Consider the following 20,130-nt stretch of genomic DNA (forward strand, 5'->3'; position numbering starts at 1 on the left):
CTGACGCGACTGAGCTGGGGGCCAATCCAACGCATTTTTACTGGCCACAACGCCCCATCACCGCTAACCGCCCGGTATGATCCAACCTCATCTCTCGGGCGGCTATATCCTGGAAGAGCTCGTCGTCGGGATGGTCGCCGAGAAGCGCGTCATCGTCACGCAGGAGCGCATCCAGCGGTTTGCCGAGGCCTCTGACGACTTCAATCCCGTGCATATGGACGAGGCCTTCGCGTCGCGGACCGCCTATCGCGGACGCATCGCCCACGGCCTTTTGTCGGCCTCGTTCGGATCGGCCGTGGTCGGCACCATCCTGCCCGGCGCCGGCGCGATCTATCTTGGCCAGACGATGGCCTTCCACAAACCGGTGCGGATCGGCGACGAGGTGGTCTCGCGCGTCACCGTTGCGGCCATCGACGAAGCCAGCGCCCGGGTGGTCCTGCGCTGCGAGGCCTTCGTCGGCGAGGCGCTGGTAATGGATGGCGAGGCGACCGTTCGCGTGCCGCGTCGTCGTCGCCCCTTCAAGGCTTGAAGCCCAAGGCCTGAGCAGCCAGCGCGGCCGCACACCTGCGCACTCCATGCCGCCTCGAAAGAGCCACGCAAACGGTGCTATAGGCGGCTCTCGTCACGACCCTGTCCGAAGACCGCCTTGCCCCCGATCAGAACCGCCCTCCTCGCCGCCTCCGCCCTGCTGGGAGCCCTGGTCCTCGCCGGCTGCGCGACCGAGACCCATGAGACGGTCTATATCCCCGTGGTCGCGCCAACCCCGCCCAGCTCGCTGACGCCGCAGCCGGTGGTGCTGTTCAACCAGACCAAGGCCGGCCGCAAGCTGTTCACCCTCGACGCCGAGTTCCCCTATTGCGACGTCGAGACCGGCAAGGTCGTCGTCGTGCCGCGCTGGTACGTCACCGACTTTGCCAGCGTGCCTTGGTACGGCCAGGGCTTCATCGACCCACAGGGCCCGACCGCCCGCGCCGCCATCGTCCATGACTGGCTCTATGCCGTGGGTGAGCCGGGCAAGCGCGAGGAGGCCGACGCCATCTTCTACCGGGCCATGCTGCGCTACGGCGTCTCGCCGTTCCACGCCAACATCGCCTACCAGGCCGTGCGGGCCGGCGGCGAGAGGGGCTATGGCCTGCCTGGCGACTGGTGGTTCATCGATCCCAAGCGCCAGGAACTGCGCCAGCCGGCGCCCTTCGCCAGGCCGCGCACCGGGGCGGTTCGGGTCCTGCCGCGCTGCCAGGGCTTCGGCGCCCTGATCCAGAGCGGCTGGCGCGCCTATCCGGTCAAGGCCCCGAGCGTCTATGTGCCGCCCCCCGTGGTGGTGACCAAGACGCCGCTGGACCAGGTCAAGCAAAGGCTGCCCTGGGGCGACGACCGCAAGAAATAGCGCCCGCCGGTGACCTTACGCCGCAGCCCCGCCATGGCGCTGGAATCACGTGGCACTTGCCTTTGCTTGGAATCAGTCGGCTGAGTGTTGTCAGGGGATGTTCGTAACAGGCTGCATGAGATGGTCCCACGTCACGCACTGATTATCGAAGATGAGATCCTGATCGCCCTGGAAGTCGAAGCCTTGCTTCGAGAGCAGGGCTTCACCTCGATCGATGTGGCCGACAACGCCCGTGAGGCGCTTGATCTGGCTCTCCGCCGCAAGCCCGACCTGATCACCGCCGACTACCGCATCGTGGGCGGCACCGGCGAGGACGCCGTCTCGGCGATCATGGCCCATCTTGGCCCCATCCCGGTGGTCTATGTCACCGGCAACGCCTGCTCGATCTCCAGCCGCAGCACCATCCCGGTGGTGGAAAAGCCGGTCTCGCCGATGCGCTTGGCGCGGGCGTGCCAGATGGCGATCCAGACGGCGGCTTAGGGGGCGGGGCTCAGGGCGTCTGGTCTTGTCGGGCCTGCTCCGGCATGTTCGACCTGTTGCGGACAGGCGTCGCGGCTCTGCACAGGTGTAACGAGGATGCTCCGATCTATCCTGCTGCTCTTGTGCCTCGGGGTGGCGGCTTGCGAACAACCCACCCAGGCGCCGGCAGACCGGACCGATCCCGCAACCGAAACTCGGCAGCCGGCCTCGCCGCCTACCGCCGCACCTTTCGCGCAGGTCAGCAGTCTGGCTGGCGAATGGCGCGTTGCGGGGATCGATGGCCTTTCGCTGGATGAGCCGATCGGGTTGTCGCTGACGGGTGACGATCAGCAGCTGTGGTGGCAGCCGCGATGCGCCGGGATGGCGCGTAACTACCGCGTCGACGGTCAGATGATTTCGTTCGGATCCACCCTGCCCCCGGCGCCCGCAGGCTCGCCGCCGCCGCCCGTCTGCGCCATCGGATTGCCGCCCCGCCTTTCGGAGGTTTTCCGGGCTCTGGATGACGCGGTCAGCATCACGCGAACGCCAGAGAATGGCGTCGTGATCTCAGGTCCCAGCCACAGCCTGACCCTGTTCTCGCAATAGCGACCGACCGCGTGCTTGATCTTATCGTCACGCGCCCTGAGACGGGATCGCAGTGTTTGCCGTTACTCAAGCCAGCCTGACACGTCGTTGCCCCCAAACACCATGCGACGGATCATCGGCGCCGCTAACCCAGCGGTGAATCCCGGCTCAGGGGCGCTGGCGGCGTCGAGACGCGACATCTGATCGTCGCTGAGTTCAAATTCCAACGCAGCGATATTGCCGGCCAGTTGGGCGACGTTACGCACCCCGATCAACGTCGAGGCGACGCCGGGACGCTGCATGACCCACCGCAGCGCAACCTGCGCCAACGGCCGGTCGGCTTCGTCGGCGACAGATCGCAACGTGTCGAGCACGACCCAGTTGCGGTCAGCGAACTTGCTCTGGCCGAACGGGTTGGCTCCGCTGAGGCGCCCGCTGTTTGTGGTGTCTTCCCGTCGGTATTTGCCGGTCAGGAAACCGCCAGCCAGCGGGCTCCACGGCACGACACCCATTCCGGCTTCCCCCGCCGCCGGGAAGTGCTCGGCTTCGACATCGCGGGCGACGAGAGAATATTCGACCTGGATCGCTATCGGGCCCGGCACGCGCCGTTCAGCAGCGATGGTGGCGGCCTTCATGGCCAACCAGGCCGGCATGTCCGACAGGGCGTAGTAGCGGATCTTTCCGGCTCGAACGAGGTCGCCGAGCGTCTGAACGATCTCTTCGACGGGCGTGACGCCATCCCAGATATGCATCCAGTAGAGGTCGATATAGTCGGTCCCCAACCGCTTCAGCGATGCGTCGAGCGCTCGGTGAATGTTCTTGGCTCCCGCGCCGCCGGCGTTCGGGTTGCCGCCTCCTTCCCGGGTCGCCGTCAGGGGGCTGGCCGACCCATTGAAGGCAAACTTTGTCGCCAAAACGATTTCGTCTCGCGATCCGGTCTCTCTTATGAACTGGCCGACGAGGCGCTCGCTCTCGCCCCCGGAATAGATGTCGGCGGTATCGACGAAGTTTCCCCCGGCGCTACGATAAGCCTCAAATATCTTACGCGAATCCGCTTCGTCGGCGCCCCACTCGCCCGGGCCGAACGTCATCGTCCCAAGGGCCAAAGGACTGACAACCAAGCCGGAGCGGCCCAATGTGCGAAAGGTGGTAAGCGACATGATGTGGCTTTCATAGCGGTTGATACGAAACCTGATGACCCTCTTGCGCGGAACGGTCAAGGTGTTTCATAGTGATCGATATGAAAAATTCCGATCCGCCACGCCGGCCGGGCCGTCCGCTCTCTTTTGACCGCGACGTCGCGCTGCGACAAGCGATGCTCACCTTCTGGCGACACGGCTATGAGACCACTTCGATCACCGATCTAACGGCGGCGATGGGTGTCACCACGCCCAGCCTCTACACGGCCTTCGGAGACAAGAAGCAGCTATTCCTGGAGGCGGTCCGTCTCTATGCGGGCGACCCGAAGATGATGGCTGACGCCGTCGGCGTGGCGCCGACCGCATGCGACGCCGCGCGAGACCTGATGACCAGCGCCGCCTTCGCCTACACCGGCGAGGATACGCCCAGCGGCTGCCTGCTGGCCAGTGCGACGGCCAGCGGTTCGGCGGGCTCGGCTGATGTGCAGCAGGCCGTGGCGGACATCCGTCGCGGCGTCCAGGCCTGCCTGCGAGCGCGGATCGAGCAGGACATCGCGAAAGGCGCAATGCCGCCGGCGACGGACCCGGCCGAGCTGTCGGGTCTGGTCATGGCGGTTATTCAGGGCATGTCAGTTCTTGCGCGGGACGGAGCCGACCGAGCCGCACTTCTTGCGATCGTTAGCGGCGCCCTGCGCGCCTGGCCGGCCTTGCCGGGCTAAAAAGCGAACGTGAAAGTCCATCCAAGGGTCGGACTTTCGTCCGCCCCCCTCAGCACGCCGGCGTCGGAACCCCATACCGTGCATGCACCACTTTCGGCGCGGCCGAGCCGGCGAGTTGGATGACCGTGATCTGGTCGTACTCACAGTCAGTCGGGGCTTGAGCGGCGGTGTCGCCGAGGGCCTTGGCGATGTCGGCGACGGTGTTGCTGTGGCCAACGATCAGGACCGTGGCGTCGGTCGGGGCCGTGCGGGCCTGGCCGGCGAGGCGCTGGGCGTGGGCCGCGTCGCCGCCGTCGAAGGGCGCGGGGACCACCGTGACGCCAGCGGCCTGGGCGGCTGGCTGCGCCGTCTGCTGGGTGCGCTTGAGCGGGGTGGCCAGAACCATGGCGATGCGGGCGCCCGACAGGGCCTGGGCCAGAGCCTGGGCGCGGGCCCGGCCGGCCGCCGACAGGTCGGGGTCGCCCTTGGGCGCGACCTTCTCGCCGTGGCGGACGATCACCACAGTCTGGGCCATAGCAGAGGAGGCAAACAGGGCGGGCGCGAGGGCAATAGCAACGATGTGGCGGATCATCCGCCGAGCCTAGAGCATTTTCCGATAAGTGTGGAACGGTTATCGGATCGAAAAATGCTCTAAACTTCTGATTTGGAGCCCTTTTCGCCCGACCCTGATGAAGCCATCAGGTCGGAAAGGGCTCCAGCCGTGGGCGCCCGAACCGACAAGCCGGGCCGCCGCGCGGCCAGCGTCGGACGCTCCCTCCCCCGCAAGCGGGGCAGGAGAAGAGCGATTGAGGCGCTACTTCGCGCCGCTCGCATAGACACCGAACATCGCCCCGACGAACCCGCCGGCCTTCTTGGTGCTCAGCATCGTGCCGTCCGCCCCGGCCTTGAGAACCTTCCAGTTCCCCGGCTTCACGGCATAGGCGAAGTCGTACTCGCCGGCCCGAGCGGTGATCTTCAGGTCCACAGGGCCGGCGCCCGTCAGGGGCGTCTCAGCGACCACGACACCGTCGACCGGGTCGCTCGCCCCGGCCCTGCGCTCCAGTCGCAGGACCGGCTTGCCGCCCGAGCGCACCACGCCCAGGAAGTAGAAGAACTCGTCGCTCTGCAGCGCCGTCAGGCCCGCGCGGTCGCCGTCGGCCCTTGGTGCGAAACTGACCCGCACTTGGGCCGAGGCGTTGATGTGCTGCTGGCGGCGGCCCCAGAACGAGGGCTGGTCGGCCAGCTTGTCGGGGCGGGCCTGCAGGGTCAGGGCGCCCTTCCCCACCGACCACCAACGCTCGGTGGGAATGCGGATGGTCATCCAGTTCAGCGGCAGGTCCGGGCCCTTGAAGGTCTCCACCGCCTTGAAGGCGCCGGTGGTGGGCGGCGGCAGGACCTTTGGCGCGGGCAGGTTCGGGGCCGTCGCCACATAGGGGATGGTCTTGCCGTTCTCGAGGATCACCGGCCAGCCGTCCTTCCACTCGACCGGCAGCAAGAAGGTTTCGCGGCCGGTGTTGTAGAGGTCGTCGCCATAGGGCCGGACGGCCAGGAACGTCGCCCACCACTTGCCGTCGGGCGTATCCACCAGATCGGCGTGACCGGCCGAGGTGATTGGCAGCATCCGGTCCTTGGGCAGGCCGCGCTGGGTCAGGATCGGGTTGTTCTTGTACGGAACATAAGGCCCCAGCACGCTTTTGGCGCGCAGGGCCACCTGGCTGTGGCCCTCGGCCGTGCCGCCCTCGGCGGCGGTCAGATAGTACCAGCCGTCCTTCTTGGTGATGTGCGGCCCCTCGGGCCAGATCGGCTTGGTCGAGGGATCGACGCCCTTGTCCAGCAGCACGGTGCGCGGGCCGATCGTGACCTTGGCCTTGGGATCGTATTCCTGGATCCAGATGGCGCGGTGGCCCTGATATTCGGCCAGGCCGGGGGGATCGTCATTGTTCAGTATCCAGGCGCGGCCGTCGTCGTCGAAGAACAGCGAGGCGTCGATGCCGCCCACGGTCGGCAGCCACACCGGATCCGACCACGGCCCCTTGGGATCCTTGGCGGTGATCAGGAAATTGCCCTGGCAATCGACGCAGGTGTTGAGGATGTAGAACGTCCCCTCATGCTCCTCGATAGCCGGCGCGAACACGGCCCGCGACAGGCCCAGACGCTTGAAGTCCAGCATGCCGGGGCGGTCGATGGCGTTGCCGATCTGCTTCCAGTGGACGAGGTCGGTCGAGTGCCAGACCGGCAGGCCGGGGAAATAGGCGAAGGTCGAATTGACCAGATAATAGTCGCCGCCCACCCGGGTGATGCTGGGGTCGGGATAGAAGCCCTTCAGGATCGGGTTGCGGTACTGGCCGGGGGCGAGGGCGACCTGGGCGTCGACAGGGTCTGCGCCTTCATAGGTGAAGTTGGTGAACGCCGCCGTGCCGGGTTTCGGCGCGGCCTGGGCCGTCGCAGCGGCGGTCGCCGTCAAAGCCAGAGCGATCAGGGCAGAGCGGATCATCTGTGTACTCCAGATAGTCGGACAGGCCGGGACGCCCCCTCCGTCACGATGCGTATCCGTATCGCGCCTCCTCCCCCGCTTTGCGGGGCAGGAGAAGATTCTCCTCCCCCGAGAAACGGGGGAGGTGGCGCGGTGTCGATAGACGCCGCGACGGAGGGGGCGTCCAGCGTAGGCAAGCTCACCGAACCGGCGCCGCCTTCAGCGCCGCCGCCACGGCCTCGCGCAGCGGCTTTGGCTGATAGTTGTCGTCGTACAGCGTCGGGCGCTTGGGCTTCTTGTCCTCGCGCAGCCACTGGTTCTGCAGCCAGGAATATTTGTCGACCATGCCCCAGGCCAGAACCTCCTTGGTTTGACGATAGGACAGCATCAGGTCCAGATACCCCTTGGCATAGGCCGCCACTGCTGCGTCCCGGGGGGCGAAGTCGTAGGTCAGGCCCTTGTCGTGAACGTCGAACTCGGTGATCAGCAGGTCGTAGCCCATGCCAGTCGCCTCATCGAGGAACGCCCGCCATTCCTTTTCCTGCGGCTTGCCGAAACCGGTGAAGCTGTCGGCGTTCTCGGCGCCGATATGGGCCTGGACGCCCAGCGCGTCGACCGGTGTGCCGCGTTTCCTGAACCCTTCCAGCAGCTTGAGCACGCCGTAGCGGTGCTTCTCATTGCCGACTTCCCAGCTCATATAGTCGTTATAGACCAGCCGGGCCTTGGGGGCGGCGGCGCGGGCGGTATGGAAGCACAGGTCCAGGGTCTCGTGCTGGCCCAGGATGTCGGAGAAGACGGTCTTGCGGATTGAGCCGTCGGCCGGATCGACCGTCTCGTTGACCACGTCCCACGAGATCATCTGCGGATAGTGCTCGCAGACCTTGTTGATGTGCTCGACCAGCATCGCCTGGGCGGCGGCCTTGGGCTGGGCGCCGAAATCGTGGGTCTTGATCCAGTCGGGGAACCACTGCGGGTGGTGCCAGACCAGGGTGTGGCCACGCAGGGCCTGGCCATTGGCCTTGGCGAAGGCGGCGATGCGGTCGGCGCGCGAGAAGTTGAAGGCCTGCGGGCCGGCGGCGCGGATCACGTACCACTTCAGTTCGTTCTCGGGCACGAGCACGCTGCACTCGTCCTTGAGGATCTGGCGATAGCGGGCGTCCTCGAACGAGCCGGTGAGGGAACCGACCGGACCGGCGCCGACGGCGCTGCCAAAGTGCAGGCCCTTGGCGCGCGCGAGGCTGGCCAGGGATGGCCCTCTTTGAGCAAGAGTGGTCGCGGCCAAAGCCGGCAGGGCGGTCATCGCGCCAGCGGCGGCGCCCAGGCCGAGGGCCTTGCGGCGGGAGATGACCGTGGGAAAGGAACGCATCGCCTTTAGCCTTCTCAAAAAAAACGCGCACCGCCAGGGACGATGCGCGGGAAGAGGGAGTTGGAGGTAGCCGAGCCCTCCGGAGAGGACCCATTTCCCGAAAGTCGCGCCGGCCCGGGGGAGACCAAGCCGGCGCGGTTCTCGAGGAACCTAGAAGCTCGCGCGCACCACGACGGTGTAGCGACGGTCGTTCATGAACCAGGAACGGCCTGTTTTCAGGAGTTCGTTGTTCAGGACCTGGCTGGTCATGGTGGTCTCGTTGAGCAGGTTCACGCCCTGCACGCCGATCTTCACCTTCGGATTGACCGTGTAGAACACCGAGCCGTCCAGCGTGCCGGTGGCCTCGTTCATGATCGGCGCGAAGGGCACGATCACGTCGCGGACCGTCAGCAGGAAGTCCGAGCGCCAGTTATAGGCCAGACGGGCCGAGATCGGACCCTTCTCATAGATGGCCGCGAAGTTGGCGTTGTGCTTGGACAGGCCCTGCAGCGGCAGGTTGGCGGTGTTGACCGTCGTCACGCGGCCGGCGGCCACGTCCGGATCGGTCGCTGACAGCGTGCTTTGCGGCACGCCCTTGCTTTCGATGTAGCTGTAGTTGGCGTTGATGCCGAAACCGTCGAAAGGCTTGGGCAGGAAGTCGTAGAACTGCTGGTAGCCGATCTCGAAGCCCTTGACATTGGCCTTCTGGTCAGAGTTGCCCGGCGTGGTGACCAGCACATCGAACGTCGCGCCGTTGTTGGTGAACGGCATGCGCAAGGTGGTGTTGGTGGCGACGTCAGTCAGCTCCTTGTAGAAGGCCGCGAAGGTCAGCGAGCCGACGGAGTCGAAGTACCACTCTACCGAGGCGTCCAGGTTCGTCGACTTGGTCGGCTTCAGATAGGCATTGCCCACCGTCACGTTGCCGCTGGGCTGGCCACCGCTGATGCCGTCGGCGTTCGTGTTGATGGCTAGGTTGTAGTAGTTGCGCGTCAGGCCGATGTCAGGCGGGGTGACCGTCTTGGATGCCGCCAGACGGTATTGCAGACCGTTTGGCATGGCGATCTTCACGTTGAAGCTGGGCAGCCAGTAGGTGAAGTCGGCTTTGACTGTGGTGGGGTTTACCGCGCCGTTGGCCCAGCGGCGGGCCGCAGCCCGCACGGTCGGGGTCAGCATACAGAACGGCGTCGGAGTTTCACCCACGGGCACCACGGCGCACGCGGCGTCGGTGGTGAAGTTGGCGTTCGGGAAGGCCTGGAAGCCGTCGGCCTCGCGCGTGGTCGTGGTGTAGCGCAGGCCGATATTGCCGCTCACGCGGGCCTCGCCCATGTCCCCCTTGAAGCGGGTGACGACATAGGCCGCCTTGTTGACCTCGTTAACCGGGTTGATTTCCTGCGGCAGGAAGGGCGAGCCGGCGACGACATTGCATCGCATGGCCAGCGGCACCCAGTTCTGCGCGCAACCGTTGGCGCCGTTTCGGGCCCGCCATTCGTCACCGACCGACAGGGCGAAGTCCGAAGCCGCCTTGTAGTTGTCGGCCGTGTTGCCTGCGTAGAACAGGCGGGAGTCGGTGCCGGTGGGCAGCGGGGTCTGGCCGCGCATGAAGTTGGGGAAGCCGTTCATTAGCGCCTTGGCGGTGCTATCGGTTCCCGTCGTGCCGGGCAGGCCGCCGGCGTTGGGCACGCTGTCGATCCTGTCGGTCATCCAGACCGGGCCGCCCTCGCCCCAGATCTCGCTGAGCACGCCCCAGTTATAGGTCGAGAAGCGGGTGGTCTGATCGCGCTCGGCCCAGCGGACGCCGGCCTTGACGGAGTCGAACCAGGTGTCGTCGCCGAACTTGTATTCGACGTCGAACTTGACCGCGTCCTCGGTGCCTTCCGACTGCTCGATGTGGTCCATGGCCGAGCGCCAGAAGCTGTTGTAGGGCGAGCTCAGATTGTTGTTCATGCCCTGGGTGTAGGACGGGCAGCTGGCGCTAAAGGTCGCGCAAGGCGTCGGGGTCGGGCCATTGCCCGGAAGCGTGAACAGGACGGTCGGCAGATCGTTGCCGTTCAACGTGATCGCGGCGTTCTGGAACGTCGAGGCCCAGATGCCCATGCTGAGCACATCGACCTTGGAGTCCACGTGCTGGGCGTCGAACTGGAAGCCCCACTTATCGTTCGGCGTCCACTTGAAGTTGAAGCCATAGTCCGACGTAACGTTGGTGATGTTCTCGTCGCGACGGATATTGTTGGATTGCAGGCCGTTGATCGGCGTGCGCGGGTCGGCGCCGTTCTGGTCGGAGCGCCAGCCGGTCGTGCCGGTGATCGCGCCGTTGGTGAACACGCCGCTGTTGTCGAAGGTGAAGCTGGTGCCGGCCACCGGACGCGAGTCGCCGTTGCTGGCGACGTTGTCAGTGGCGATTTCCATCGCGTGTTCGCTGGTGTTGCTGGTCGATTCCGAGCGCAGATACTGGAACGCGGCCTGCATCGTGCCGTCGGTGCTCTTCCATTGAACGGCCGCCGCTCTGCCTTCGCGTTCGCGTTCGGTGGCCGTCGAGCGGAAGGCCGCGCCGCGCGGGAACCACACGCCCTTGGCGCCATTGCCGCAGTCGGCGGCTGCGGAGCCCAGATTGGTGCGGCAACCGAAGTTCGACACCTGGATGGCGTCGGCGCGGGTGTCGAGCTTGGAATTGACGTAGCTCAGCAGCAGGCCGAACTCGCCGGCGCTGGTGTCGAAGCGGTCGCTGTAGAGGAACGAATAGGTCGGCGTCCACGACTTGGACATGTCGCCATAGCTGGCCTCAGCCGACATCGACAACAGGCGCTTGCTGCTGTCGAACGGCAGGCGGGTGCGCAGGTTGACGGTGCCCGAGATGCCGCCTTCGATCATGTCGGCGGACGGGCTCTTGAACACGTCGACGCCGCCCATCAGCTCGGAGGGCACATCGGCGAAGCTCAGGCCTCGGCCGTTATTGGCCGTGAAGCTGTCGCGGCCGTTCAGTTCGGAGCGGACGAAGTTCAGGCCGCGCACGACCACGCCGCTGCCTTCGGCCGAGAAGTGGTCGGGGTCGACGCCCGCGGCGAAGCGGTTGATCGACACGCCGGGCACGCGGGCCAGGGCCTCGGTCACCGACCGGTCCGGCAGGGCGCCGATGTCTTCGGCGGTGATCGAGTCGCCGATGATGTCGGACGACTGCTTCAGCGCCTGCGAGCTCTTCAGGCTCTGGCGGATACTGGTGACCACGACCTCGTCGACGACGGCCGCGTCATCGGCCTTCGTCTGAGCCTGGGCCATCGCCGGGACGGCGAACATCGCCGCGCCAAGCGCCACGGCGGAAACGCCGGACTTCAGGCCCGATATGAATGAATTTTGCCCGCGCTGCGCGGACGACCTCTTTACAGAGTTCATGTATCTCACTCCCCATTCTTTTTTGGATAGCGCGACGTTAGCGCTACCATTGGTCATGTTACCGTGACCATTATTGGTCAGATCATATGACAGAGCACCGACTGTCAAGCGTTGCCACGAAGGGTCGGCTCACGTAGCTGTGCATGGGGAGAGACTGGAACAGCAGATCAGCCAAGGTTGTCGCCTGCACGACAATCATACCCCCGGAGTCTGCTCGACCTTAGGTTTCCCCCCGATGGTTTGACCACCTGAGCCGGAACTTGCCGTCCGGTGACATAACGATGACCCCCTAAGACAGCGTTGTCAATTTCGACTTTGACCCTATGGTCATTTTGAGTAGAGGCCCCGCGCAGATGGGGCGAAAGGACGTTGGGGATGGATGAGAGCGGCGTGAGAGTCGATGCGATCCGCAAGATCGTCATCGTAGGCGGCGGAACCGCCGGATGGATGACCGCCGCCGGCCTGAGCGCGGTTCTGGGCGACGGGGCGGTCGCGATCCAGCTGGTTGAGTCCGCCGAGATCGGCACGGTAGGCGTGGGTGAGGCCACCGTGCCACACATTCGAAATTTCAACGCCAAGCTCGGTCTCGACGAGGCCGACTTCATGCGCAAGACCCAGGCGACCTACAAGCTGGGCATCGAATTCCGCGATTGGGGCCGCAAGGGCGAGAGCTATATCCACCCCTTCGGCGCGTTCGGGCAGCCGATTGGCGGTGTCGCCTTCCACCAGCATTGGCTGCGGGCGAAAATGCTTGCCCAGAAAGAAGGCGGCGAGGCTGACGACGTCGAGGCCTACAGCCTGCCGATCATCGCCGCGCGCCTGAACCGGTTCGCCCCGCCCTCCTCCGACCCGCGCTCGCTGGGTTCGACCTTTTCCTACGCCTACCAGTTCGACGCTGGCCTCTACGCCCAGTATCTGCGGGCCTATTCCGAGGCGCGCGGCGTCAAGCGCATCGAAGGCAAGATCCAGGACGTCGCCCTGCGCGGCGAGGACGGCTTCGTCGAGGCCGTCACCCTGGAGAGCGGCCAGCGGATCGAAGGCGACCTCTTCATCGATTGTTCGGGCTTCCGAGGCCTGCTGATCGAGCAGGCCATGAAGACCGGCTACGAGGACTGGACCCACTGGCTACCGTGCGATCGCGCGGCCGCCGTGCCTTGCGATTCGGTCGAACCGCCAACGCCTTATACCCGCGCCACCAGCGACGAGGCCGGCTGGCGCTGGCGCATCCCGCTGCAACACCGGGTCGGCAACGGCTATGTCTATTGCAGCAGCTATATCAGCGACGACGAGGCGGCCCGGGTGTTGGTCTCAAAGCTGGACGGCAAGGCCCAGCAGGATCCGCGCTTCCTGCGGTTCGTCACCGGTCGCCGCAAGAAGCAGTGGAACAGGAACGTCGTCGCCATCGGCCTGGCGTCGGGTTTTCTGGAGCCGCTGGAAAGCACCAGCATCCACCTGATCCAGGTGGCCATCACCACCCTGCTGGAGCTCTTCCCCGAACGCGGCTGCGCGAAGGCCGATCAGGATGAATACAACCGTGTCATGGACCTGGAGTTCGAGCGGATCCGCGACTTCCTAGTGCTGCACTATCACGCCACCCAGCGCGACGACTCGGCCTTCTGGCGCGACAAGGCCGCCGCCCCCATTCCCGACAGCCTGGCCTACAAGATGGAGCTGTTCCGCGACCGGGGCATGGTAGTGAAGTATCGCGACGGCTTCTTCCTGGAGCCCTCGTGGCTGGCCGTCTATCTGGGCCAGAACATCCTGCCACGCGGCTACGACCCGATGGCCGACTCGGTGGATCCGGGGGAGGCTGCCCGGCGGTTGGCCGCGCTGAAGGCGGCGGTGCGCCGCACGGCTGAGGCCATGCCCGCGCATCAGGCATTTATCGAGCGGTTCTGCGACGCGCGGGGATCGGCATGAGGCAAGCGCCGTCCAGCGCCGACACATGCCACCAAAACCAAGGCGCAGAAGCATGACCGCCCCTCCCCTCGGACGCGTCGCCATCGTTGGTGGCGGCGTCGAGGCCTGGATGACCGCCGCAGCCCTGGCCCGCGCCACGGGAGGTCAGGCGCAGATCCGCGTCGTCGAAACCGGGCCAGCCGTGAAGGGCGCGCTCTCCACTCTGCCCGCGCTGCGGTCATTCCATGCCTTGCTGGGCCTGGACGAGACGGCGCTGATGGCCGCCACGCGGGCGACCTACAAGCTGGGCTCGCGGTTCAGCGGCTGGACGCCGGGCGCCAGCTTCTGCGACGCCTTCGGCGAGATCGGCGCCAGTCTGGAAGGGGTGGGCTTCCACCACTACTGGACCCGCCTGCGTCAGGCCGGCGAGGCTGCCTCGCTGGACGACTACAGCCTGGCCGCCGTCATCGCCCAGCTGGGTCGGTTCTCAGCCCCCGATCCCGACCCGCGCTCGCCGCTCTCGACCCTGGCCTACGGCCTGCACTTGGACGCCGAACTCTATGTCGGCGTGCTGCGCAATCTGGCCCTCCGAGGCGGCGTGGCCGCCGACGCCGGCGAGGTGGCGCAGGTTATCCGCGACGGTGGAAACATCGCCGCCGTGGTGCTGGCCGACGGCGAGCGGGTCGAGGCCGAGCTCTTCGTCGACTGCACCGGTTCGGCCGCCCTGCTGATCGGCGACGAGCCGTTCGAGGACTGGTCGTCCCTGCTGCCCGCCGACCGCGCGGTGCGGATCATGGCGGAGGCCCGTCGCGACGCTCCGCCCCTGACCGAGATCGAAGCCGCCGCCGAGGGCTGGCGCTGGCGGATCCCGCTGCGCGACCGGCTGGACAGCGGCCTGACCTATCGCGCCGATCTGACCAGCGACGAGGCGGCCGTGAAGGCGGCCAAGGTTGGCATGCCCAAGCACGGCGTTTCCGAGCCGGAGTTCCTGCAGATCCGCAATGGCCGACGGGTCCGCTCGATGGTCGGTAACTGCGTGGCTATCGGCGGCGCGGCGGGCATGGTCGAGGCCATGGACTGCGCCGACATCCACCTGATCCAGAGCGGCGTCACCCGCCTGATCGCCCTCTTCCCCCGCCCTGGCGGCGCAGCCGTGGCCGCCGAGGAATATAACCGCCTGGGCTCGGAGACGATTTTGCAGATCCGCGACCGAGCCATCCTGCACTATCGCCGCGCGGGCCGTCGCGACGGGGCGATCTGGGACTTGGGCCGCGCCGCGCCGGTTCCCGAGCAACTGGCCTATAAGATCGCCCAGTTCGAAAGCCGCGGTCGGGTGGTGATGTACGACGAGGAGACCTTCCTGGAGCCCAGCTGGATCGCCGCCTTCATCGGGCATGGCGTGATGCCCGGGCGCTATGATCCGCTGGTCGACCGGATGCCCGTCGAACGCATCAAGGCGACGGCCGAGCGGATGCGGGGGATTTTCCGCCAAACGGCGGAGCGGTTGCGGACCCATGCGGAGGCATTGAACCGTGGGTAGCTCTGGCTTCCCTTCTCCCCTTGCGGGAGAAGCTGGCGCGAAGCGTCGGATGAGCGCTCGCGCGAGCGCTCGTGGCGGAGCGCGTCCAGGCGGACGGGCTGATCGACCCCTCATCCGTCGACCTTCGGTCGCCACCGTCTCCCGCAAGGGGAGAAGGACAAACCCCTTGTCAGTTACGGGTCTTCCACGATGAACACCAACCCCGTCCGAAAGGTGCTGATCGTCGGCGGCGGCACAGCCGGCTGGATGACGGCGGCGGCGCTGTCGAAGGTGTTGAAGAACGTCGAGATCGTCCTGATCGAGAGCGACGCCATCGCCACGGTCGGGGTCGGCGAGGCGACGATCCCGCCGATCACTACCTTCAACCAGATCCTCGGCATCGACGAAGCAGACTTCATGCGGGCCACCAAGGCCAGCTTTAAACTGGCCATCGAGTTCGTCGACTGGACTACGCCGGGCTCGCGCTACCTGCACCCGTTCGGTGGTTTCGGCCTGGATATCGAGGCCATCAAGTTCCACCAGTTCTGGCTGAAGGCCCAGTCGCAAGGCTCTACCCAGCCCCTCGACGACTTCAACCTGTCGGCCACGGCGGCCAAGCTTGGCAAGTTCATGCTGCCCAGCAAGGACCCCGGCCAGGTTCTCTCCAGCCTGAAATACGCCTTCCATTTCGATGCTGGCCTCTATGCCCGCTACCTGCGCGACTACGCCGAAAAGCGCGGCGTGATCCGCCGCGAGGGCAAGGTGGTGGATGTCTCGCTGCGCGGCGAGGACGGCTTCATTCGCTCGGTCACCACCGACGGCGGTGACGTCATTGAGGCCGACCTCTTCATCGACTGCTCGGGCTTCCGCGGCCTGCTTATCGAGCAGGCGCTGGACATAGGCTTCGAGGATTGGGGCCACTGGCTGCCCAATGACCGCGCCGTGGCCATGCCGTGCGACACTGGCGGCGACGGCCTGACCCCCTATACCCGCGCCACGGCCGATACGGCCGGCTGGCGTTGGCGTATCCCGCTGCAGCACCGCACCGGCAACGGCTATGTCTATTCCAGCCAGCACATCAGCGACGAAGACGCCCTCGCCCGCCTGCGCGCCACCCTGGACGGCCCGGCCCGCGCCGAGCCCAATTTCCTTAAGTTCCGCGCCGGACGACGCAAGCAGATCTGGGTCAGGAACTGCGTGGCCATCGGTCTGTCGTCGGGCTTCCTGGAGCCGCTGGAAAGCACTAGCATCCACATGATCCAGGCCGGGATCACCAAGCTGCTGGCCCTGTTTCCGGACAAGGGTTTCGACCCCGTCGAGATCGCCGAATATAACCGCCTGACGATCCTGCAAACCGAGCTGATCCGCGACTTCATCATCCTGCACTTCAAGGCCAATGAGCGCCCCGAGCCCTATTGGAAACAGGCGCGCGAGATGGCGATCCCGGAAAGCTTGCAGCGCAAGATCGACCTGTTCGCCGCGCGCGGACGGCTGTTCCAGTCCGACTATGACCTGTTCGCCGAGCCCTCGTGGATCGCCGTGCTGCTGGGCCAGAACATCCGGCCGCGAAACTACGACCCGCTGGTCGACGCCCTGGACGACGAGATGGTGCGCGGCCAGATGCAGCGCCTGGCCTCGCTGGTGCGGCGCACCGCCGACGCCCTGCCCACCCACGAAGCCTTCATCGCCCGCTATTGCGCGGCGCCTGAATTCGAGAAAGCCCGATGACCAGCGTCAACCGTCTCCGCAAGGTCGTCATTGTCGGCGGCGGCACCGCCGGCTGGATGACCGCCGCCGCCCTGGGCCGCTTCCTGACCAGGGACGGCCAGACCAGCGTGACCCTGGTCGAGAGCGAGGAAATCGGCACGGTGGGGGTGGGCGAGTCGACCATCCCGCAGATCAACATCTTTAACCGCATGCTGGGTCTCGACGAGAACGACTTCATCCGCAAGACCAAGGCCACCTACAAGCTGGCCATCGAGTTCGTCGACTGGAAGGCCATCGGCCACAGCTATCACCACCCGTTCGGCCCCTACGGGATCGACATGGAGGCGGTGTCCTTCCACGCCTATTGGCTGAAGCTCCACGCCATGGGCGAGGACCACGACTTGGGGGCCTATTCGCTCAATACGGTGGGCGCTCGGCTGAGCAAGTTCATACGGCCCAACGGCCAGGCCAATTCGCCGCTGGGCTCGATCGCCTACGCCTTCCAGTTCGACGCCGGACTCTATGCCAAGTACTTGCGTGACTATTCCGAGGCGCGGGGCGTCGTGCGCCAGGAAGGCAAGATCGCCACGGTCCAGCAGAACCCACTGAACGGTCATGTCGCGTCCGTGACGCTGGAAAGCGGTCAGGTGGTCGAGGGCGACCTGTTCATCGACTGCTCGGGGTTCCGGGGGCTGCTGATCGAGCAGACGCTGAAGGCCGGCTACGAAGACTGGAGCCAGTGGCTGCTGAACGACCGCGCCGTGGCCATGCCCTGCGCCCTGGGCGGCTCGACGGCGCCGGTGACCCGCGCCACCGCCCGCTCGGCCGGCTGGCAATGGCGCATCCCGCTGCAGCACCGCCTGGGCAATGGCTACGCCTTTTCCAGCGCCCATATCAGCGAGGACGAGGCGACCGCGTTCCTGCTGGCCAATCTGGACGGCGAGCCCCTGGCCGGCCCCAACCTGCTGAAGTTTACCGCCGGTCGCCGCAAGAAGAGCTGGGACAAGAACGTCGTCGCCATCGGCCTGTCGGCCGGCTTCATGGAGCCTCTGGAGAGCCAGTCGATCCATCTGATCCAGGTGGGCATCTCGCGCCTGCTGGCCATGTTTCCGGACCGCGAGTTCCGCCAGCCCGACATCGATCGCTACAACCGGGTGATGACCTTCGAATACGAGAAGGTCCGCGACTTTCTCATTCTGCACTACAAGGCCACGACCCGGAACGACACGCCCTATTGGGACTATGTCCGCGAGATGCCGGTTCCCGACTACCTGGCCGAAAAGATGGCGGTGTTCGAGAGCTACGGCCGGATCTTCCGAGAGAACGAGGAGCTGTTCAACGACACCTCATGGTTCGCGGTGATGGTCGGCCAGGGGGTGGTTCCCAAGGGCTACGACCCGATGGTCGATGTGATGAGCGACGACGAACTGCGGCGGCGGATGGCCGAGATCCGCTCGGTGATCGCCAAGTCGGCCGAGGTGATGCCGGGGCATATGGAGTTCATCCGCGCGAATTGCGATGCGATGGCCTGATCCCTTCTCCCTTGCGGGAGAAGGTGGCCGCGAAGCGGACGGATGAGGGGTTCACCCGATCTGTCCGAACGACCCCTCATCCGTCGCCTGACGGCGACACCTTCTCCCGCAAGGGAGAGGGGATCAATACCGATAGACATGTTTACATTTTAAACTTGTCTGCGCATAATTCCTTCGACAAGGCGCTTCAGCCTGGGAGGGATGTGATGACCGCTCTGATTTCGACGGCTCCGGACGCCGAGCGCTTCCATGCGATGGATGTCTTGCGGGCCGGGGCGCTGCTGCTGGGCGTGGCGTTCCACGCGGGCTTCGCCTACACCCAGCCGCACTTCTGGGTGGTCAATGACAGCACCTCCGACCCCGCTATCGGGGCGATAATCTTCGTCTCGCACATCTTCCGCATGAGCCTGTTCTTCGTCATCGCCGGCTTCTTCGCGCGACTGTTGCTGGAGAGGCGCGGCGTGAAGGGGTTTGTCGGCAACCGGCTCAAGCGCATCGCCTTGCCCCTGGCGACCTTCTGGCTGCCGGTCTTCGCCGCCATCGTCGCCTTCATGATCATGGCGGCCCTGAAGGCCGATCCGAGCCTCGCCACCAAACCGCCGCCGCCGACGCCACCCCTGACGGCCCAAAACTTTCCACTGACCCACCTGTGGTTCCTATATCTGCTGCTGATCCTCTATCCGGTCGCCCTGGCCCTGCGCGGCCTGGTCGCCCTGGTTGACGGCGGCGGCGCCTTGCGAAGCATGGTCGACAAGGCCCTGGCCGCGACTCTGCGCCTTGGCTTGGTTGGCCTGGCGCTGAGCCTGCCGCTGTTCGTCGCCCTGATCTCGCGAAACAGCTGGCTGTACTGGTTCGGCATCCCCACGCCGGACATGAGTCTAATCCCCAACACCGCCGCCCTCGCTGGCTTCGGCATGGCCTTCGGCTTTGGCTGGCTGCTTCACCGCCAGCAAGAACTGCTGGAGATCCTAAGGCGCCAGTGGCCGATCCAGCTGGCCCTCGCCTGCGCCCTGACCGGCTATTGCCTGTGGTCGGTGGGTCTGGCTCCTCGCCTCGACTCCGTCCCCGGCCGTGAGAAGATCGCCTATGCCGCCGCCTATGTACTGGCCGTCTGGTCCTGGATCTTCGGCTTGATCGGTCTTGCCGTCCGGTTCCTCAACACGCCCAGCGCCGCCTGGCGTTACCTAGCCGACGCTTCGTACTGGATCTACATCGTCCACCTGCCGCTGGTGCTGGCCCTGCAGTATGCGGTGCTGGACCTGCCCGCCCCCGCCGCGATCAAGTTTCTGATCGTCACGATCGGAACGCTGCTGATCGCGCTCGCGACCTGCCAGCTTCTGGTAAGACACGGGTTCCTCGGCGCGATTCTGAACGGCAAGAAGACAAAGGCTCCCCGCAAGGCTCTGCAAGGACAACCCGCATGACCAGCGATCTGCGCGACACCCAGGACGACCTGGCCTTCATCCGCGCCCTGGTGACCGACACCCCAAGGACCCAGGCTTCGGGCGGCTGGCTGTTCATGGCCGGCGGTGGCCTGTACTGCCTGACCGCCGGGCTCGCCTTGCTGCTGTTCATGGCCCTGCCCGGCTGGATCATGATCCGCCAGGCCGCACGCAAAGCCGTCTGACCAAGATGGCCGCCTTTGACGTCACAAAACTGGACGAGGCCATCCACGGGCGCCTGCGCCTGGGGATCATGGCCTATCTCGCCGACGCCGAGGCCGCCGACTTCAACGAGCTGAAAGCCGTGCTCGAGGCCACGCAAGGCAACCTCTCCATCCATCTGCGCAAGCTGGAGGAGGCGGGCTATGTCGAGATCGTCAAGAGCTTCCAGGGCCGCAAGCCCCTGACCCGGGCCCACCTGACCCCGGCCGGTCGCAAGGCCTTTGCAACCTATCTCGAGGTGCTGTCAGGCCTGATCGGCAAGGCCTGAGTCTCGCCAACGCGTTGTCTGACCTTAGCCGCCAATCCGCTTGAAAATGGGCAGCGTCGACGCGCGCC

17 protein-coding genes are annotated in these 20,130 nt (G+C 65.8%); 12 read left to right on the forward strand and 5 right to left on the reverse strand.

Features of this window, described 5'->3' with window-relative positions:
- Positions 1-76: 76 nt before the first annotated feature.
- From ACP69S_RS05480 to ACP69S_RS05495, 4 genes are all read left to right on the forward strand, one after another.
- A complete protein-coding gene (locus ACP69S_RS05480; protein ID WP_425995560.1) occupies positions 77-529 on the forward strand; it encodes a MaoC family dehydratase in 453 nt (150 codons plus the stop codon).
- Between the two features lie 117 nt (positions 530-646).
- Positions 647-1,387 carry a DUF1353 domain-containing protein gene (locus ACP69S_RS05485; protein ID WP_425995561.1) on the forward strand — a complete coding sequence of 247 codons (741 nt, stop codon included), beginning with the start codon at positions 647-649 and terminating at the stop codon, positions 1,385-1,387.
- Positions 1,388-1,507: 120 nt separating this feature from the next.
- On the forward strand, positions 1,508-1,867 hold the full coding sequence (locus ACP69S_RS05490; protein ID WP_425995562.1) for a response regulator: 360 nt from the start codon (positions 1,508-1,510) through the stop codon (positions 1,865-1,867).
- 96 nt (positions 1,868-1,963) lie between these two features.
- Entirely contained in the window at positions 1,964-2,452 is a 489-nt protein-coding gene (locus ACP69S_RS05495) for a hypothetical protein (protein WP_425995563.1), read from the forward strand.
- A 62-nt stretch (positions 2,453-2,514) separates the two neighbouring features.
- On the opposite strand, the gene ACP69S_RS05500 is transcribed toward ACP69S_RS05495, so the two are convergent.
- The gene (locus tag ACP69S_RS05500) at positions 2,515-3,651 is read right to left on the reverse strand and encodes an aldo/keto reductase (RefSeq protein WP_425995564.1); all 1,137 of its coding nucleotides are present in this window, start codon (positions 3,649-3,651) and stop codon (positions 2,515-2,517) included.
- A 95-nt stretch (positions 3,652-3,746) separates the two neighbouring features.
- On the opposite strand from ACP69S_RS05500, the gene ACP69S_RS05505 reads away from it, so the two are divergent.
- Positions 3,747-4,289, forward strand: a complete 543-nt coding sequence (locus tag ACP69S_RS05505; protein ID WP_425995565.1) for a TetR/AcrR family transcriptional regulator — start codon at positions 3,747-3,749, stop codon at positions 4,287-4,289.
- Positions 4,290-4,338: 49 nt separating this feature from the next.
- On the opposite strand, the gene ACP69S_RS05510 is transcribed toward ACP69S_RS05505, so the two are convergent.
- The 4 genes from ACP69S_RS05510 to ACP69S_RS05525 form a co-directional block, all read right to left on the reverse strand.
- Entirely contained in the window at positions 4,339-4,860 is a 522-nt protein-coding gene (locus ACP69S_RS05510; RefSeq protein WP_425995566.1) for a histidine phosphatase family protein, read from the reverse strand.
- Between the two features lie 222 nt (positions 4,861-5,082).
- Positions 5,083-6,762: a glycoside hydrolase family 43 protein gene (locus tag ACP69S_RS05515; RefSeq protein ID WP_425995567.1), complete on the reverse strand. Its 1,680-nt coding sequence runs from the start codon at positions 6,760-6,762 to the stop codon at positions 5,083-5,085.
- A gap of 178 nt (positions 6,763-6,940) precedes the next feature.
- The gene (locus ACP69S_RS05520) at positions 6,941-8,107 is read right to left on the reverse strand and encodes an endo-1,4-beta-xylanase (RefSeq protein WP_425995568.1); all 1,167 of its coding nucleotides are present in this window, start codon (positions 8,105-8,107) and stop codon (positions 6,941-6,943) included.
- Between the two features lie 150 nt (positions 8,108-8,257).
- Complete coding sequence (locus ACP69S_RS05525) at positions 8,258-11,473, reverse strand: TonB-dependent receptor (RefSeq protein ID WP_425995569.1); 3,216 nt, start codon at positions 11,471-11,473, stop codon at positions 8,258-8,260.
- Between the two features lie 447 nt (positions 11,474-11,920).
- On the opposite strand from ACP69S_RS05525, the gene ACP69S_RS05530 reads away from it, so the two are divergent.
- From ACP69S_RS05530 to ACP69S_RS05560, 7 genes are all read left to right on the forward strand, one after another.
- Positions 11,921-13,393, forward strand: coding sequence for a tryptophan halogenase family protein (locus tag ACP69S_RS05530; protein ID WP_425995742.1), 1,473 nt, complete (start codon positions 11,921-11,923; stop codon positions 13,391-13,393).
- Between the two features lie 52 nt (positions 13,394-13,445).
- Positions 13,446-14,912, forward strand: coding sequence for a tryptophan halogenase family protein (locus ACP69S_RS05535; RefSeq protein WP_425995570.1), 1,467 nt, complete (start codon positions 13,446-13,448; stop codon positions 14,910-14,912).
- Positions 14,913-15,101: 189 nt separating this feature from the next.
- Positions 15,102-16,619, forward strand: a complete 1,518-nt coding sequence (locus tag ACP69S_RS05540; RefSeq protein WP_425995571.1) for a tryptophan halogenase family protein — start codon at positions 15,102-15,104, stop codon at positions 16,617-16,619.
- Entirely contained in the window at positions 16,616-18,130 is a 1,515-nt protein-coding gene (locus ACP69S_RS05545; RefSeq protein WP_425995572.1) for a tryptophan halogenase family protein, read from the forward strand. Before ACP69S_RS05540 ends, ACP69S_RS05545 begins: the two co-directional genes overlap by 4 nt.
- A gap of 206 nt (positions 18,131-18,336) precedes the next feature.
- Positions 18,337-19,554 (forward strand): acyltransferase family protein, encoded by a 1,218-nt coding sequence (locus tag ACP69S_RS05550; protein ID WP_425995573.1) that lies wholly within the window; start codon positions 18,337-18,339, stop codon positions 19,552-19,554.
- A complete protein-coding gene (locus ACP69S_RS05555; protein WP_425995574.1) occupies positions 19,551-19,757 on the forward strand; it encodes a hypothetical protein in 207 nt (68 codons plus the stop codon). The genes ACP69S_RS05550 and ACP69S_RS05555 overlap by 4 nt, the downstream gene beginning before the upstream one ends.
- A 5-nt stretch (positions 19,758-19,762) precedes the next feature.
- Positions 19,763-20,062: a winged helix-turn-helix domain-containing protein gene (locus tag ACP69S_RS05560; protein ID WP_425995575.1), complete on the forward strand. Its 300-nt coding sequence runs from the start codon at positions 19,763-19,765 to the stop codon at positions 20,060-20,062.
- Positions 20,063-20,130: the final 68 nt, after the last annotated feature.

It is taken from the genome of Caulobacter sp. DWR1-3-2b1, from assembly GCF_049895765.1.
In the GTDB taxonomy this organism is placed as follows: Bacteria; Pseudomonadota; Alphaproteobacteria; order Caulobacterales; family Caulobacteraceae; genus Caulobacter.